This window comes from Rhodobacterales bacterium HKCCA1288 (assembly GCA_015693905.1).
Lineage (GTDB): Bacteria > Pseudomonadota > Alphaproteobacteria > Rhodobacterales > Rhodobacteraceae > M30B80.
Genome location: CP065161.1, coordinates 681,460 through 697,158 on the forward strand (window position 1 = coordinate 681,460; position 15,699 = coordinate 697,158).

The window sequence follows — 15,699 nt, forward strand, 5'->3', positions numbered from 1 at the left end:
GCAGGGGCGGTGAAACCCCGCCCCTCCCCCTGCCCCAAACTGCCCGAAAGGAGGCCGCCGATGAGCGATCCTGAAACCATGCGCGATTGGAGCGTTGAGCGTCTGCACCAAGATCACGGGCAAGCCTTGCGCGTGGCGCAGATGCATTATGACAGCGAAACCGATCACCAACGCCTACGCGTGTTTGAAAACCCCACTTTCGGGCGCATCTTAACGCTTGATGGCGTGGTGCAGGTGACCGAAGCGGATAATTTCATCTACCATGAAATTCTGACCCATGTGCCGATCTTGGCCCATGGGGCCGCCAAGCGCGTGCTGATTGTGGGCGGCGGCGATGGTGGTATGGCGCGCGAGGTGCTGAAACATGACAGCATCGAACAGGTGACCATGGTCGAGATTGACGCGGGCGTGGTGGATTTTTCCAAGAAATATCTGGCCGCCATTTCAGATGGGGCCTTTGACGACCCGCGCCTTGATCTGGTGATCAATGATGGTGCCGTGTTCATGAAACAAAACGCGGATGTCTATGATGTCATCATCATCGACAGCACCGATCCCGTTGGCCCCGGTGAGGTTCTCTTTACCGATCATTTCTACGGCCACGCCAAGGCGCGTTTGGCCGAAGGCGGGATTTTGGTCACGCAAAACGGGGTTCCGTTCCTGCAAGGAGATGAGCTGACAGGCACAATGCGGGCCTTCAAGACGCTATTTTCTGATTACAGCTGCTATCTGGCGAGCATTCCGAGCTATGCAGGCGGGCCTATGGCCTTTGGCTGGGGCAGTGATAGTAACGCGCGGCATGTTGATCTTGCCACCCTTGAGGCGCGGTTCAAAGCGGCAGGGATCAGCACAGAGTATTATACCCCCGAGGTGCATCGCGGCGCGTTCGCCCTGCCCCCCTATGTGGCGCGTCTGATCCCCTAAGGGGTTATTCCGCCGCTTCGGTTTTCTGGGCCGCCTCAAGTTGGGCGGCCTTTTTTTCGACCTGCTCTACGATATGGTCGATCATTTGGTCATTGTTCAGCTTGTGGCTTTGTTTGCCTGCAAGATAGACCATACCTGACCCAGCACCGCCGCCTGTAAAGCCCACATCGGTCATCAGCGCCTCGCCCGGCCCGTTGACCACACAGCCGATAATCGAAAGGCTCATTGGGGTTTTGATATGCTCAAGACGCTTTTCCAAAGCCTCGACTGTTTTGATCACATCAAAGCCCTGACGCGCGCAAGATGGACAGGAAATAATATTCACCCCGCGATGGCGTAGGCCCAAGGATTTGAGGATCTCATAGCCAACTTTCACCTCTTGCACAGGATCGGCCGAAAGGCTGACACGGATCGTGTCGCCAATCCCCATCCACAGCAGGCTGCCCAAACCAATTGCAGATTTGATCGTGCCTGAGGTCAAACCGCCTGCTTCAGTGATGCCCAAATGGATGGGGGCATCGGTGGCCTCAGCCAGACCTTGATAGGCCGCAGCCGCCAAAAACACATCGGACGCTTTGACCGAGATTTTGAACTCGTGAAAATCGTTATCCTGCAAGATCCGAATGTGATCGAGCCCTGATTCAATCATCGCCTCAGGGCAAGGTTCGCCATATTTCTCAAGCAAATGCTTTTCCAAGGAGCCTGCATTCACCCCGATACGGATCGAACAATTATGATCACGGGCGGCCTTGATCACCTCACGCACGCGGGTTGCATCGCCAATATTACCAGGATTGATCCGCAAACAGGCCGCGCCTGCCTCTGCCGCCTCAATGCCGCGTTTATAATGGAAATGGATATCTGCAACGATTGGCACGGGGCTTTCGCGCACAATCTCTTTCAGCGCCTTCGAGCTGGCCTCATCTGGCACAGAGACGCGCACGATATCGGCGCCTGCCTCGGCACAGGCCTGAACCTGTGCGATGGTCGCCTTTATATCGGTGGTGGGGGTGTTGGTCATGGTTTGCACGGAAATCGGTGCATCCCCCCCAACTGGCACAGAGCCTACATGAATCTGACGGCTTTTGCGGCGGTCGATATTGCGCCAAGGGCGGATCGGATTATGAGACATGGGGAGTGTGACCTTTATCTTGTCGCATCGCAAAGACGTTTCACCGCGCAAGATAAGCCCTTGCCACCGATTGCACAATGCTTGGACACGCAGAGCGCGAACAGGCCCCCGATTTATTCGCCTTGCGCGAGGCGCTCGAGAACCAATTGCGCCACTTCGGGCAATTGCGGATCAGAGGCCGCGCTTGCAATGGAATAGCGGGTTTGAATCTCATCGGCAGAAATCGGCACATCCTTGATCACACTGCTGCCTTCACCTGCAGGGCCAAAGGTGACAGAGTTCAGCGCAAAATAAAGCGCACTTGAATTGCCTGCGCGCAGCACGGGCACCTCATCCATGACGGGGACGGTATAACTATCGCCCGCATTCAGCGTGCCCTCAAAAAGAACGGTGCCATCGGTCGTGGTGATCCTGATCCATGAGGGGCGCACAGCAAACAGGACAACCTCATCGCGCGGCTCTTGGGTCACGGGCGGATTGCTGGTTGAGGCGGTCGGTGTGGCCTCCCCCCCTCCTGCGGCGGCAATCGCGCGCGAGATATCATCGGGGCGCAAGACGGGGCTGTTATCGCGGGCAAAGGCCCCTGTGGTTGAGGGGTTCAAGGTGCTGATGGCGCGGTCACGCGGCACCAAGACGGGGGCCTCAAGCAAGGTGGGGCGATACAGACGCTCCATCGCGGCACTGTCGCGCGTCTCTTCTTGGGCGGGCAGAGCGGGGCTTGCATCGGCCAAATCGCTGGTTGTGTTTTGCGGCAAGGGCAGCGGGTCAAGCGCTGTTAATGCAACGGGCGTATCAGCGACAGGGGCGAATTGAACGCGCTGAAAATCATTGAGCAAGACCCACGCGCCATAGCCCACGCCAAGCAAAACCACCGACAAGACAAAAAGCGAGCCAAGCGCGCCCGCCTCAAGTCGAGGGAGAAACCCGTCATCCGTGTCGTATAAAACATGGCGTTTTGAAAAGCGGCGGTCTTCTTGCAGGCCGCCCATCTGGCCTTTGGGCATTTCAATTTTCTGCGGTCTGCGCGCGGTACGATCCACCTCGGGAGAGAACCCGCTGACACCTGAAAACCCTGTTTCCTCGCAAAACCGCGAAAACACCCATTCAGGGTCAAGACCCAGATACCGCGCATATGACCGCACATAACCCGCGATAAACCCGCGCGAGGTAAAGACCGTTAAATCTGCGTTTTCGATAGCGGCGATATATGAGGCACGGATCCGCAAATCCGCCTCAACATCCTGTAGCGATTTACCCATGGTTGCGCGTTCACCGCGCATCAGATCGCCCAAAGGCACATCCATCAGCAATTCGCTGTGCAATTCTTCTGTTGATGCCCCCATCATCCCCGTCTCATCATGCCCCATTTGGCGCCCCGCTCAACCTGCCCTTGGATGCAGTTTCTGGCCAAAACTGCTTTTCCGTTGCCCATATATCACAAGGCCGATTCGTATCGGCCCCGTCATCCCCCAATGACAGAATAGCATAAGCTAGGCTAGGTGATAAACTTATTGTGTATTAACCCGCCAACTCGGCACGATTCAGCGCACAATGGCTCCAGAGGCGATCCATGGCATGCACCAAAGCATCCATCATTTTGGGGTCATGCACAGGGCTTGGGGTAAAGCGCAACCGCTCTGTCCCGCGGGGAACAGTTGGGAAATTGATGGGCTGCACATAAATCCCGTGATCCCGCAAAAGCATATCCGAGATTTTCTTAGTATGAACAGGGTCACCTACGATCACAGGCACAATATGGCTGCCGTGATCAATGATGGGCAGGCCCATTCCCTTTAGGCGCAGTTTCAGAACTGCTGCGCGCTCTTGATGCAGATCCCGCAGGGCCTGATCCGTCTTAAGATGCGCAACCGAAGCGGCAGCGCCCGCTGCAACCACAGGTGGCAGGGATGTTGTAAAAATGAAACCCGGCGCATAGGAGCGCACAGCATCACACATTTTGGCCGATGCCGCGATATATCCGCCCATCACACCATAGGCTTTGCCAAGCGTGCCGTTGATAATGTCGATACGATCCGACAAGCCCAGTTTTTGGGCCACCCCGCCCCCGCGTGGGCCATACATCCCCACCGCGTGAACCTCGTCCAAATAGGTCAAAGCGCCGAATTCCTCGGCCAATTCTACGATCCCCGCAATCGGGCCAAAATCGCCATCCATCGAATAGACCGATTCAAAGGCAATCAATTTTGGCGCAGCAGGATCATCTGCCGCCAGTTTGGCGCGCAAATCAGCAAGATCATTGTGTTTGAACACGCGCTTTGCCCCGCCATTGCGGCGAATGCCCTCAATCATAGAGGCGTGGTTCAACTCATCCGAATAGATGATCAGACCCGGAAACAGCCGCGGCAGGGTCGAGAGGGTGGCATCATTGGCAATATAGGCAGATGTGAATACAAGCGCCGCCTCTTTGTCGTGCAAATCGGCCAATTCCGCCTCAAGGCGTTTGTGATAGACAGTGGTGCCTGAGATGTTGCGCGTGCCGCCAGACCCTGCGCCTGTGGCGTCAAGCGCCTCGTGCATAGCGTTCAAAACGACAGGGTGCTGCCCCATGCCCAAATAATCGTTGCCACACCAGACCGTGATATCCTGCTGGCTGCCATCGGGCCGCGTCCAAGTTGCGTGCGGAAATTGCCCTTTGCGGCGTTCAATATCAATGAACGTGCGATAGCGACCCTCGTTGTGAAGGCTATCCAAGGCATGATTAAGGGCGTTGTTATAATCCACACTCGTCTCCTTACATTTCCGCGCGCAGGCCGTGGTTTCAGGGATAACGGCCAGCGTTGCGTGTCAGATAGTCCCTTCGCTGTTGAAAATCCAAGTAACAAATTGACGCGCGCCTGTATTTGATCTGGCGCAAATTTAAATTTGGTTGACATGCAAACACGCGCAAGCGCCCAAGATGTAGTGGTTTGCAAGGCCGTTTTTGGCTTTTCGCCGCGAGATAAAGCTGCCAATATAGGCAAAATCGTAAAGCAAAAATGTGATTGAGCAGAGCATGGCGGATGATCTTTTGGGCCAAGCGGCCTCGGAACAGGCCTATGACGCCTCATCTATTGAGGTGTTGGAAGGGTTGGAGCCCGTCCGTAAGCGCCCGGGCATGTATATTGGCGGCACCGATGAACGCGCCTTGCACCATTTGGTTGCAGAAATCCTTGACAACTCGATGGACGAGGCTGTCGCGGGTCATGCCAATCGGATTGAGATTGAACTGGCCGCAGATTACACCGTCACAATCCGCGACAATGGCCGCGGGATGCCGATTGATCCGCATCCCAAATTCCCCGACAAATCCGCGCTTGAGGTGATTTTATGCACCCTCCACGCGGGCGGTAAGTTTTCGGGCAAGGCCTATCAAACCTCGGGCGGTTTGCACGGGGTTGGGGCATCGGTCGTGAATGCGCTTTCCGATCATTTGCGGGTCGAGGTGGCCCGCAATCGCACGCTTTACGCGCAAGAATTCTCGCGCGGCCTGCCCCAAGGGGGATTGCAGAACCTTGGCGCGGCCCCCAATCGGCGCGGCACGCAAGTCAGCTTTCATGCCGATGAACAAATCTTTGGCAGCCATCGCTTTAAGCCTGCCCGCCTGTTCAAAATGGTGCGCTCTAAGGCCTATTTATTTTCAGGCGTGGAAATTCGTTGGAAATCTGCAATTGACGATGGCGAAACCCCACAGGAGGCCACGTTCCATTTCCCGGGCGGCTTGGCCGATTATCTGGGCGAGGTTTTGGGAAATGCCGCGACCTATGCGCAAGCCCCCTTTGCGGGCAAGGTAGAGTTTCAAGAACGCTTCGGTGCGGCGGGTTCGGTCGAATGGGCAATCAATTGGACACCTGCGCGCGATGGGTTCATCCAATCTTATTGTAATACCGTTCCCACGCCTGAGGGCGGCACCCATGAGGCTGGATTTTGGGCGGCAATCCTGAAGGGCATTCGCGCCTATGGCGAATTGGCGGGCAATCGCAAGGCCGCGAACATCACCCGCGAAGATCTGACTGCGGGCGGATGTGCGTTGGTGTCATGCTTTATCGCAGAGCCCGAATTTGTCGGGCAAACCAAAGACCGCCTCGCCACCACCGAAGCGGCGCGCATGGTCGAAGGGGCGGTGCGCGACCGCTTTGACAATTGGTTGGCCGCCGATACCAAATCGGCGGGGGCGATCCTCGATTTTCTGATCCTGCGCGCCGAAGAACGCCTGCGCCGCAGACAAGAAAAAGAAACGCAGCGCAAATCTGCCACCAAGCGCCTGCGCCTGCCGGGCAAATTGGTGGATTGTTCGGCCACGAACCGCGAAGGCACAGAATTGTTCATCGTGGAAGGCGACAGTGCGGGCGGGTCTGCCAAAATGGCCCGTGACCGCAAGACCCAAGCCCTGCTGCCTTTGCGTGGTAAAATTTTGAACGTGCTTGGTGCGGCCTCCTCCAAAATGGGCCAAAACCAAGAGATCAACGATCTGTGTCAGGCGCTTGGCGTGTCGATGGGCACGAAATTCAATATTGAAGATTTGCGTTATGACAAAATCATCATCATGACCGATGCAGATGTCGATGGGGCGCATATCGCCTCGCTCTTGATGACATTTTTCTTCACCCAGATGCGTCCGATGATTGATCAGGGTCATCTCTATCTCGCCTGCCCCCCCTTGTTCCGCCTGACCCAAGGCGCGCATCGGGTCTATGCCCTTGATGAGGCCGAGAAAGAGAGTTGGATGACGCGTGGCTTAGGCGGGCGCGGTAAGATTGATGTGAGCCGATTTAAGGGTCTGGGCGAGATGGACGCCAAAGACCTGAAAGAAACCACGATGGATCCCGCCTCGCGCAAGTTGATCCGTGTCACAGTGGATGAGGACACGCCCGGCGAAACCGGGGATCTGGTGGAACGTTTGATGGGCAAAAAGCCCGAATTGCGGTTCCAATATATCCAAGATAATGCGCACTTTGTTGAGGAATTGGACGTTTAACCCTGTCGAATATTGGCACAGTTTGGGCGCTCACGCCCCTTGCGCCTTCTCCTCAAGCAGCAGCCATTCTTCTTCGGCAGCCGCAAGTTTGGCCTGACGTTCGGCCAAGGCCTCGGTCGCTTTGGCGAATTTGACAGGCTCACGCGTGTAGAGATCAGGGTCAGACAGCAATTCAGACAGCTTACCCATTTCCGCCTCAAGCCGCGCAATCACCGATGGCAATTCCTTAAGACGATGAGTTTCCGTGAAACTGAGACCTGCAGCGGGTTTTGCACCTGCATTTGACACCACCCGGTCAGGGCCTGATTTTGCGGCAGGCGGTGCTTCGCGATCCTCCGGCGCGGCCCCGATCCGCGCCCCTTGGGCCAAGGCATCGCTCCATCCGCCCGCATAGGCCTGCGCACGGCCCTGCCCCTCAAGGACAACCGTGCTGGTGGCAACCCGATCCAGAAAATCGCGGTCATGGCTGACCAAAAGAACCGTGCCCGCATAGTCACCAAGCAGATCTTGCAGCAAATCCAATGTCTCGACATCGAGATCATTGGTCGGCTCGTCCAAGATCAAAAGATTGCTTTCGCGTGCCATGATTTTGGCCAACATCAACCGCGCCCGCTCGCCCCCCGAGAGGGAGCGCACAGGCGCGCGCGCTTGCGCCTCGTCAAACAAGAAATCTTTGAGATAGCCCATCACATGGCGGGGGCTGCCGCGCACCATGACCTGATCAGAGGATCCATTCACGGCAATCTCACGATCCAAGGTCAGGCTGTCCCACAGACTGGCCTCAGGGTTCAATCCTGCGCGGTTTTGGTCAAACACCGCCATCTCAAGGCCTTTGCCCAAGGTGACATGCCCTGTGTCAGGGGCAAGTTGGCCTGTCAGCATATTCAAAAGCGTGGTTTTGCCTGCGCCATTTGGGCCGACAAACCCCACCCGATCCCCGCGCAAAATGCGCAGATCAAAGGGTTTCAGAATTTGCGTGTCTCCAAAGGATTTTGAAATTCCCTTGGCCTCGATCACCTTGCGGCCAGATTGCGGCCCCTCCTCCAACACCATGGCGGCGGTGGATTGGCGGCGGATCATTGCAGCGCGTTCTGCGCGCAAATCGGCCAAAGCGCGCACACGGCCCTGATTGCGTTTGCGCCGCGCACTGATCCCTTCAACGGCCCAACGGGCCTCGGATTTGATTTTGCGATCCAATTTGTGGCGCGCTGTGTCTTCTTCGTCCCAAACCTTATCGCGCCACGCCTCGAAGCTGGCAAAGCCTTGCTCATTGCGGCGCACCTGCCCGCGATCCACCCATAAGGTGGCGCGGGTCAGGGCGTTCAAAAACGCACGATCATGCGAGATCACGACAAAGGCTGTGCGGGTTTCTGCAAGCCGCGCCTCGAGCCATCCGATGGCCTCGATATCAAGATGGTTGGTGGGTTCGTCCAAGAGCATGATATCAGGCTCTTCGGCCAAAAGCCGTGCAAGGGCTGCGCGGCGGCGCTCCCCGCCAGACGCCTTGGCAGGATCAGCGTCAAGGCGCAGCTTAAGACCATCGGCCAAGGCCTCGACCCGCCACGCTTCGCTTGGGCCAAGCGTGGCCGTGGCAAAATCACCCAATGTGGCAAAGCCCGTAAAATCGGGCTCTTGTTCCATATAGCCGACCGAGGTGCCTTGCGGGCTTGTGATGCTGCCTGTGTCAGGTTCGGTCAACCCTGCCATGACCTTCATCAAGGTCGATTTGCCCGACCCGTTGCGCCCAACGAGCGCCACGCGATCCCCCTGATGCACAACCAAATCCAACCCATCAAAAATGGGATCACCGCCAAAGGTCAGTGAAATATCCGAAAGCTGCAAAAGCGAGGGGCGGGCCATGGGGGCTATCTTTCACGCAAGCCCGCCTGAACACGGCGGGCTTGTCTTTGGTCAATCACGAATGGCCCGAACAGCCGCCATCTGATCAGGTTCGCCAATCACAGCGCCATTTGGCCCAAGCCCACGCTTGATCTGATCGACAATCTCCATCCCCGATGTGACCTCGCCCACAACGGTGTAATCCCCATTCAATTGCGGCACAGGGGCAAACATGATGAAGAATTGCGAATTGGCGCTGTCTGGGTTCGCGGCGCGGGCCATGCCGACTACGCCCCGCTCAAAGCTGAGATCAGAAAACTCGGCAGGCAGGTCTGGATATTGAGATCCGCCCCGCCCTGCAAAGCGCATATCTTGCCCGATGCGGCCATATTCCACATCGCCCGTTTGTGCCATGAACCCATCAATCACGCGGTGAAACACCACGCCATCATAAGCGCCATCTTCGGCCAGTTGCAGCATCCGCGCCGTATGTCCTGGGGCGACATCCTCGAACAAGTCGATGACGATGGTGCCATTCGCCTCGCCCGCGATATCAATCTCTAGCCCCGCCCCAAAGGCAGGGCTTGCCAGAAGCAAGGCCATCGCTGCGCCAAGCTTACGCATCTGCGGCCACCTTCACGCTGATCATTTTATCAGGGTTTGCAGGCGGCTCGCCGCGAGTGATCGCGTCAATATGCTCCATCCCTGCAATCACGCGGCCATAAACGGTGTATTGGCGATTGAGGAAATGGTTGTCGTTAAAATTGATAAAGAACTGGCTGTTTGCCGAATTGGGGTTGGAAGAGCGCGCTGCCCCCAATGTGCCGCGATCATGCGGAATGCCAGAGAATTCAGCAGGCACATCAGGCTTGTCCGAACCGCCCGTGCCCGCCATGCGGATATTCGCGCCCTTGTCGGCATTGCCATGTTCAACATCGCCCGTTTGCGCCATGAACCCGTCAATCACGCGGTGAAAGATCACACCATCATAGGCGCCTTCACGCGCCAATTCTTTCATGCGCGCGCAATGCGCAGGCGCAATGTCGGGCAGCAATTCGATGGTGACAGTGCCGTCTTTCAGCTCCATCAGGATGGTGTTTTCGGGGTCTTTGATCTCGGCCATGCCTTTATTCCTTTTGCGGATATCTGACTTTGGCCTTGACCTATCAGGATGAGAATTTCGCGTCTAGCGCTTGATGCACAGCGGGCGGCACGAAATGGCTGACATCGCCCCCAAGCCGCGCGATTTCTTTTACCAGTTTTGAGGCAATCGCCTGATGCTCGGCCTCTGCCATCAAAAAGACAGTGTTGATCTCATCATCCAGTTTGCGGTTCATGCCGACCATCTGGAATTCATATTCGAAATCAGCGACCGCACGCAGGCCACGGATGATAAGCCCCGCCCCAACCTCGCGCGCGCAATCAATCAAAAGATTGTCGAAGGGATGCGCGACAATCTCAATGCCCGTAGCGCGTGACAGTTTCGCGCTTTCAGCCTCGACCATAGCCACCCGTTCCTCAAGGGTGAACAGCGGGCCTTTATCGCGGTTGATCGCAACACCAATCACCAATCGATCAACCAATGTGGCCGCACGGCGGATAATATCGACATGGCCCAATGTGATTGGATCAAACGTGCCCGGATATAGGCCTGTGCGCATCTGCAAATCTCCCAAACTTGGCATATGCTGCCGCAATTACGGGGTCACGCAACATTATTGCGCCGCGAAACGCAAGCTAAAAGCAGCGCGCGGCAGCCTCCGCTTCAAGCCGCGCCACCTCGGCGCGCAGCCCCGCTGACAAAGCCTCAACCAAACGCCCCAACCTGTCAGAGCGCCGATCTTGCTCGTGGCGCACAAGATAAAAGGCCCGTTTCAGGCTGATGTCATCCTTCAGCACAATCCGCAATTCGGGTGCGAATGGCAGTGCAAAATCATGCACAAATCCAATCCCGCCTTGCCGCAGCATTTGCAACTGCACCGCGACAGAATTTGACGCCATCTGCACCCGTCCGCGCCCCAACAACCCAAGATAGTCCAATTCTTTGTCGAAAATCATATCGGGAATATAGCCCACCACCGCATGATCCCGCGCCTTGGCCAGATCATCTGGCGGCGTCAGATCGGCGCGCATTGCCAAATGCAAATGATAGTCGGTGATCTTTTGCACCAAAAGCCGCCCCGCATCGGGTGGGCTGACAGTAATCGCCAAATCCGCTTCGCGCTTGGACAGGTTCACAACCCGCGGCAGGGCCAGAATTTGGATGTCGAGATCAGGGTTATCGGCGCGAATGGCCGCGCAGACCTGTGGCAGCAAATAATTGGCGCAGCCATCAGGCGCGCCGATCCGCACCGTGCCAGACAACCCCGCCTGCCCCTGCCCGCCTGCAAGCGGAACGGCAAGGGCCGCCTCGGCAGCCTCGGCTGCGGGCAAAAGCTCCTCCCCGACACTGCTTAGGACATACCCTTGCGGGGATTTCACAAACAGCTCGGCCCCCAGCTGCGCCTCAAGACGTGCGATACGCCGCCCGATTGTGGCCGCATCAAGCCGCAGGGTTTTCCCTGCCCCTGTCAGGCTTTCGGCGCGCGCAACGGCCAGAAAGACACGGATATCATCCCAATTCATCGCCCCATCCATTTTGCAAAAATGCAAGACTAATTTGGATTTCTGCCTCTTTTCCCGACAGGATTGCAAGTATAGAAGGGCCACCAAGTGTAGATTTTCAACAAAAGGGTGGGATCATGGAACAGATCGGTCACTGGATTAACGGCGCGCATGTCGCGGGCACATCGGGCCGCACAGCGGATGTCTTTAACCCCGCAACAGGGGAAGTGCAGGCGCAGGTGGCATTGGCCTCGCAGGAAGAAATGGATCGCGCGATCGCCTCCGCCGCAGAGGCGCAAATTGCATGGGGCGCCACAAACCCACAACGCCGCGCGCGCGTGATGATGGAATTGGTGCGCCTTCTTAACCGCGATATGGACAAACTGGCCGAGGCCATCAGCCGCGAACATGGCAAGACCTTCCCAGATGCGAAAGGCGATGTTCAGCGCGGGCTGGAGGTGATCGAATTTTGCATCGGCGCACCGCATCTGCTGAAGGGTGAATTCACAGATGCCGCAGGCCCTGGCATTGACATGTATTCCATGCGCCAACCTTTGGGCGTTGTTGCAGGGATTACGCCGTTCAATTTTCCAGCGATGATCCCTTTGTGGAAATTGGGCCCTGCCTTGGCATCGGGCAACGCGATGATCCTCAAGCCTTCGGAACGTGATCCGTCCTGCCCGATGATGTTGGGTGCGCTTTTGAAAGAGGCGGGTTTGCCTGATGGCGTGTTCCAAGTGATCAATGGCGATAAGGGTGCTGTGGATGCCATCTTGGACAGCGAGATCATTCAGGCCGTTGGCTTTGTTGGGTCGACCCCAATTGCGCAGTATATCTATAGCCGCGCGGCCGAAACAGGCAAACGCTGCCAATGCTTTGGCGGGGCGAAAAACCATATGATCATCATGCCCGATGCCGATATGGATCAGGCCGCTGACGCCTTGGTCGGCGCGGGCTATGGGGCGGCAGGCGAACGCTGCATGGCGATTTCCGTGGCCGTGCCAGTGGGTGACGAAACCGCAGATCGGTTGATCGAAAAACTTGTCCCTCGGATCGAGGCCTTGAAGGTCGGCCCTTATACCGCAGGCAATGATGTCGATTTCGGGCCAGTTGTTACCAAAGCCGCCAAGGAAAACATCCTGCGCCTTGTGCAAACAGGCGTGGATCAGGGCGCGGAATTGGTTGTCGATGGCCGCGATTTCAATCTGCAAGGCTATGAAAACGGGTTCTTTGTGGGCGCGCATCTCTTTGACCGCGTCACCCCTGACATGGATATCTATAAGACCGAGATTTTCGGCCCCGTTCTGTCGACTGTGCGCGCCGCTTCTTACGAAGAGGCCTTGGGTCTTGCGATGGATCACGAATATGGCAATGGCACCGCGATCTTTACCCGTGACGGCGATGCAGCGCGCGATTTTGCGTCCCGCGTGAATATCGGGATGGTTGGCATCAACGTGCCAATCCCTGTTCCCTTGGCCTATCACACCTTTGGCGGTTGGAAGCGGTCAGGCTTTGGCGATTTGAACCAGCACGGGCCAGATTCCTTCCGTTTCTACACCCGCACCAAAACCGTGACCTCGCGTTGGCCAAGCGGGATCAAGGAAGGGGCTGCGTTTAACTTCAAGGCAATGGATTGATCCTGCCGCGAAAATCACCAAACTTAAGACAAGCCCCCGCGCAGACCTTGCGCGGGGGTTCGCTGTGACACTAGGGAGGGGGCCATGAGCGAGACAGAGTTTCTCAACATCCGAAAAGACGGGCGCGCAGGTCGTATCACGCTGACGCGGCCACAGGCCCTGAATGCGCTATCGCAATCCATGTGCGCGGAAATTGCCGCAACGATTGACGCATGGGCCACGGATGAGACAGTCGAGATTGTGATCCTAGATGCAACGGGCGAGCGGGCCTTTTGTGCAGGCGGGGATATTGCCGAAATTTACGAGGCGGGTCGCGCGGGCGATATGGAGATTGGCGCACGCTACTGGGCCGATGAATATCGCATGAACGCAAAGCTATTCCACTTCCCCCGCCCTGTGATCAGCTTCATGCAAGGCTATACGATGGGCGGCGGCGTTGGGTTGGGCTGTCACGCCTCGCATCGTATCGTGGGCGACAGCAGCATTCTTGCCATGCCCGAGGTTGGAATCGGCCTTGTGCCAGATGTCGGCGGCACTTTGATCTTGAGCCGCGCCCAAGGTCGCTTGGGCGAATATCTGGGCGTCACGGGCGCGCGGATGACAGGGGCCGATGCGATTTACGCAGGCTTTGCGGATTATTATATTCCTGAGGCGGATTGGCCCACATTGATTACCCAGCTTTGCGAAAGCGCGAATTATGATTTGGTAGATCAGGCCGCCGCAGGCCACAGCTCCCCTGTGGCCCCGCTTGCCGCCCTGCAAGCCGAGATTGACCACCATTTTGGTGGCGAAACCCTACGCGATATTCTCAATGCGTTGGAATTCTCTGACAGCGATTTTGCAAAATCCACCTTAGCCGAGATGGGCAAGAAATCACCCCTGTCGATGGCCTGCACGGTGGAACTGGTGCATCGTGCGCGCCTGCGCGACACAATCGAAAATGCGCTAGAGCAGGAATACCGCTTTACCTCGCGCGCGGTGGAAAAGGCCGATTTCCTAGAGGGTGTGCGAGCGCAGATCATCGACAAAGACCGCAACCCGAATTGGATGCATAGCAGCCCGCGCGATGTGCCGCCTGCGATGGTGGCATCGCTGCTCTTGCCATTGGGGCCACGGGCGCTGAAACTGGATTAAGCGAGAATAAGGGGCCAAATCATGCAGATCGCATTCATCGGATTGGGCAATATGGGTGCACCCATGGCGCTTAATTTGCAAAACGCAGGTCACAGGGTCACGGGGTTCGACACGGCTGCCGCACCTGACGGGATCGCCTGCGCCACATCGGCAGCGAAGGCCGCCCAAGGGGCTGAAGTGGTGATCACCATGCTGCCCAATGGCAGGATTGCGCGCGCCGTGGCGGATGAAGTTTTGGCCGTTCTGCCACAGGGCGCGCTGGTGATTGATTGCTCAACCATTGAGGTTGACGCGGCCCGCGCAATTGCCGAGGCCGCCGCCGCGAAAGGGATCGGATTTCTCGATGCGCCCGTCTCAGGGGGCGTTGGTGGGGCGGCGGCAGGCACGCTGACATTCATGGTCGGCGGGAATGAGGCGGATTTCACCCGCGCCGCGCCCCTGTTCGAAATCATGGGGCAAAAGGCCGTGCATTGCGGTGCAGCGGGAAATGGTCAGGCGGCAAAGATCTGCAACAATATGATCCTAGGGATCACTATGATTGGCACATGCGAGGCTTTTGCGCTGGCCGATAAGCTGGGTCTTGAGCGGCAGGCGATGTTTGATGTTGTCTCGACCTCATCGGGTGCCAGTTGGTCGATCAATGCCTATTGCCCTGCCCCCGGTGTTGGGCCGCAAAGCCCCGCTGATAACGGCTACAAGCCTGGATTTGCGGCGGAATTGATGCTGAAAGATCTGCGCCTGTCGCAGGATGCCGCAACGGCCGCGGATGCCGCCACCCCGCTTGGCGCATTGGCCGAGGCGATCTATACGCAATTTGTCGAAAACGAAGATGGGCGCGGCAAAGATTTCTCTGCCATGCTGCCACGCTTGGCCGCAATGGGCAGAAAAAGCACCTAATTTACAAAAATATTTCCCCGCCCTCTTGTGGCGGGGTTTTTTCTGCCCATATGTGTTAATGTAATTAACATTAACATTATGGCGCGGCTGCGCAGCAAAGGAGAAACGCATATGCAAAGCCAAACACTTATGCCCCCTGCCCCTGTTCAAGGTTGGTTCTCGCGGGCCGAGGCGTTTTTGGATCAACGTGGCAAACCCGCATGGATTGCCGCGATGGTTCTGGGGTTCATCCTATTTTGGCCCGTAGGTCTGGCCCTTCTATTTTATATGATCTGGAGAAAAGACATGTTCAAAACCTGCAAAAAATCGCGCCATGCTCACATGGGTGGCAGCACAGGCAACAGCGCCTTTGACGCCTATAAGGCCGATACGCTTAAGCGCCTTGAGGAGGAGCAGCGCGCTTTTGAAGGGTTTCTTGGACGTCTGCGCGACGCCAAGGACAAAACCGAATTTGACGCCTTTATGAAAGAGCGTGATGCAAAAACAGGCGCCCCGGCCCCACAGGCCGAGTGATCCATAAATGCAACGCTTACCCCACCCTGCGCTTTTGGGTGGGG

14 protein-coding genes are annotated in these 15,699 nt (G+C 57.0%); 6 read left to right on the top strand and 8 right to left on the bottom strand.

Going from position 1 to position 15,699, the window contains the following annotated elements; all coding sequences use genetic code 11:
- The first annotated feature begins 60 nt into the window (after positions 1–60).
- Positions 61–924: a polyamine aminopropyltransferase gene (gene speE, locus I3V23_03370; protein ID QPI86038.1), complete on the top strand. Its 864-nt coding sequence runs from the start codon at positions 61–63 to the stop codon at positions 922–924.
- A gap of 4 nt (positions 925–928) precedes the next feature.
- On the opposite strand, the gene ispG is transcribed toward speE, so the two are convergent.
- The 3 genes from ispG to hemA all read right to left on the bottom strand — a co-directional run bounded on the left by ispG (position 929) and on the right by hemA (position 4,798).
- The gene (ispG, locus tag I3V23_03375) at positions 929–2,056 is read right to left on the bottom strand and encodes a flavodoxin-dependent (E)-4-hydroxy-3-methylbut-2-enyl-diphosphate synthase (protein QPI86039.1); all 1,128 of its coding nucleotides are present in this window, start codon (positions 2,054–2,056) and stop codon (positions 929–931) included.
- Positions 2,057–2,169: 113 nt separating this feature from the next.
- Positions 2,170–3,423, bottom strand: coding sequence for a DUF4115 domain-containing protein (locus I3V23_03380; GenBank protein QPI86040.1), 1,254 nt, complete (start codon positions 3,421–3,423; stop codon positions 2,170–2,172).
- Positions 3,424–3,574: 151 nt separating this feature from the next.
- The gene (gene hemA / locus I3V23_03385; protein QPI86041.1) at positions 3,575–4,798 is read right to left on the bottom strand and encodes a 5-aminolevulinate synthase; all 1,224 of its coding nucleotides are present in this window, start codon (positions 4,796–4,798) and stop codon (positions 3,575–3,577) included.
- Positions 4,799–5,069: 271 nt separating this feature from the next.
- On the opposite strand from hemA, the gene parE reads away from it, so the two are divergent.
- Entirely contained in the window at positions 5,070–7,031 is a 1,962-nt protein-coding gene (parE, locus tag I3V23_03390) for a DNA topoisomerase IV subunit B (protein ID QPI86042.1), read from the top strand.
- A 30-nt stretch (positions 7,032–7,061) separates the two neighbouring features.
- On the opposite strand, the gene I3V23_03395 is transcribed toward parE, so the two are convergent.
- The 5 genes from I3V23_03395 to I3V23_03415 form a co-directional block, all read right to left on the bottom strand.
- The gene (locus tag I3V23_03395; GenBank protein QPI86043.1) at positions 7,062–8,891 is read right to left on the bottom strand and encodes an ABC-F family ATP-binding cassette domain-containing protein; all 1,830 of its coding nucleotides are present in this window, start codon (positions 8,889–8,891) and stop codon (positions 7,062–7,064) included.
- A gap of 51 nt (positions 8,892–8,942) precedes the next feature.
- Positions 8,943–9,494, bottom strand: a complete 552-nt coding sequence (locus tag I3V23_03400; GenBank protein ID QPI86044.1) for a peptidylprolyl isomerase — start codon at positions 9,492–9,494, stop codon at positions 8,943–8,945.
- Positions 9,487–9,993, bottom strand: coding sequence for a peptidylprolyl isomerase (locus I3V23_03405; protein QPI86045.1), 507 nt, complete (start codon positions 9,991–9,993; stop codon positions 9,487–9,489). Before I3V23_03405 ends, I3V23_03400 begins: the two co-directional genes overlap by 8 nt.
- A gap of 43 nt (positions 9,994–10,036) precedes the next feature.
- Complete coding sequence (gene coaD, locus I3V23_03410; protein ID QPI86046.1) at positions 10,037–10,531, bottom strand: pantetheine-phosphate adenylyltransferase; 495 nt, start codon at positions 10,529–10,531, stop codon at positions 10,037–10,039.
- Between the two features lie 76 nt (positions 10,532–10,607).
- Positions 10,608–11,495, bottom strand: a complete 888-nt coding sequence (locus tag I3V23_03415) for a LysR family transcriptional regulator (GenBank protein QPI86047.1) — start codon at positions 11,493–11,495, stop codon at positions 10,608–10,610.
- 116 nt (positions 11,496–11,611) lie between these two features.
- Between I3V23_03415 and I3V23_03420 the strand changes: the two genes are divergently transcribed.
- The 4 genes from I3V23_03420 (at position 11,612) to I3V23_03435 (ending at position 15,655) form a co-directional block, all read left to right on the top strand.
- Positions 11,612–13,111: a CoA-acylating methylmalonate-semialdehyde dehydrogenase gene (locus I3V23_03420; GenBank protein QPI86048.1), complete on the top strand. Its 1,500-nt coding sequence runs from the start codon at positions 11,612–11,614 to the stop codon at positions 13,109–13,111.
- 84 nt (positions 13,112–13,195) lie between these two features.
- A complete protein-coding gene (locus I3V23_03425; protein ID QPI86049.1) occupies positions 13,196–14,245 on the top strand; it encodes an enoyl-CoA hydratase/isomerase family protein in 1,050 nt (349 codons plus the stop codon).
- Between the two features lie 21 nt (positions 14,246–14,266).
- On the top strand, positions 14,267–15,142 hold the full coding sequence (mmsB, locus tag I3V23_03430; protein QPI86050.1) for a 3-hydroxyisobutyrate dehydrogenase: 876 nt from the start codon (positions 14,267–14,269) through the stop codon (positions 15,140–15,142).
- A 111-nt stretch (positions 15,143–15,253) separates the two neighbouring features.
- Positions 15,254–15,655: a DUF2852 domain-containing protein gene (locus I3V23_03435; GenBank protein ID QPI86051.1), complete on the top strand. Its 402-nt coding sequence runs from the start codon at positions 15,254–15,256 to the stop codon at positions 15,653–15,655.
- Positions 15,656–15,699: the final 44 nt, after the last annotated feature.

What these genes read in the sequence shown, in the direction of transcription:
- I3V23_03435 (QPI86051.1), top strand. Translation starts at nt 15,254, where the DNA reads ATGCAAAGCCAAACACTTATGCCCCCTGCCCCTGTTCAAGGTTGGTTC.
- I3V23_03400 (QPI86044.1), bottom strand. Translation starts at nt 9,494, where the DNA reads ATGCGTAAGCTTGGCGCAGCGATGGCCTTGCTTCTGGCAAGCCCTGCC.
- coaD (QPI86046.1), bottom strand. Translation starts at nt 10,531, where the DNA reads ATGCGCACAGGCCTATATCCGGGCACGTTTGATCCAATCACATTGGGC.
- mmsB (QPI86050.1), top strand. Translation starts at nt 14,267, where the DNA reads ATGCAGATCGCATTCATCGGATTGGGCAATATGGGTGCACCCATGGCG.
- I3V23_03425 (QPI86049.1), top strand. Translation starts at nt 13,196, where the DNA reads ATGAGCGAGACAGAGTTTCTCAACATCCGAAAAGACGGGCGCGCAGGT.
- ispG (QPI86039.1), bottom strand. Translation starts at nt 2,056, where the DNA reads ATGTCTCATAATCCGATCCGCCCTTGGCGCAATATCGACCGCCGCAAA.
- I3V23_03395 (QPI86043.1), bottom strand. Translation starts at nt 8,891, where the DNA reads ATGGCCCGCCCCTCGCTTTTGCAGCTTTCGGATATTTCACTGACCTTT.
- I3V23_03420 (QPI86048.1), top strand. Translation starts at nt 11,612, where the DNA reads ATGGAACAGATCGGTCACTGGATTAACGGCGCGCATGTCGCGGGCACA.
- parE (QPI86042.1), top strand. Translation starts at nt 5,070, where the DNA reads ATGGCGGATGATCTTTTGGGCCAAGCGGCCTCGGAACAGGCCTATGAC.
- speE (QPI86038.1), top strand. Translation starts at nt 61, where the DNA reads ATGAGCGATCCTGAAACCATGCGCGATTGGAGCGTTGAGCGTCTGCAC.
- I3V23_03405 (QPI86045.1), bottom strand. Translation starts at nt 9,993, where the DNA reads ATGGCCGAGATCAAAGACCCCGAAAACACCATCCTGATGGAGCTGAAA.
- I3V23_03380 (QPI86040.1), bottom strand. Translation starts at nt 3,423, where the DNA reads ATGGGGCATGATGAGACGGGGATGATGGGGGCATCAACAGAAGAATTG.
- I3V23_03415 (QPI86047.1), bottom strand. Translation starts at nt 11,495, where the DNA reads ATGAATTGGGATGATATCCGTGTCTTTCTGGCCGTTGCGCGCGCCGAA.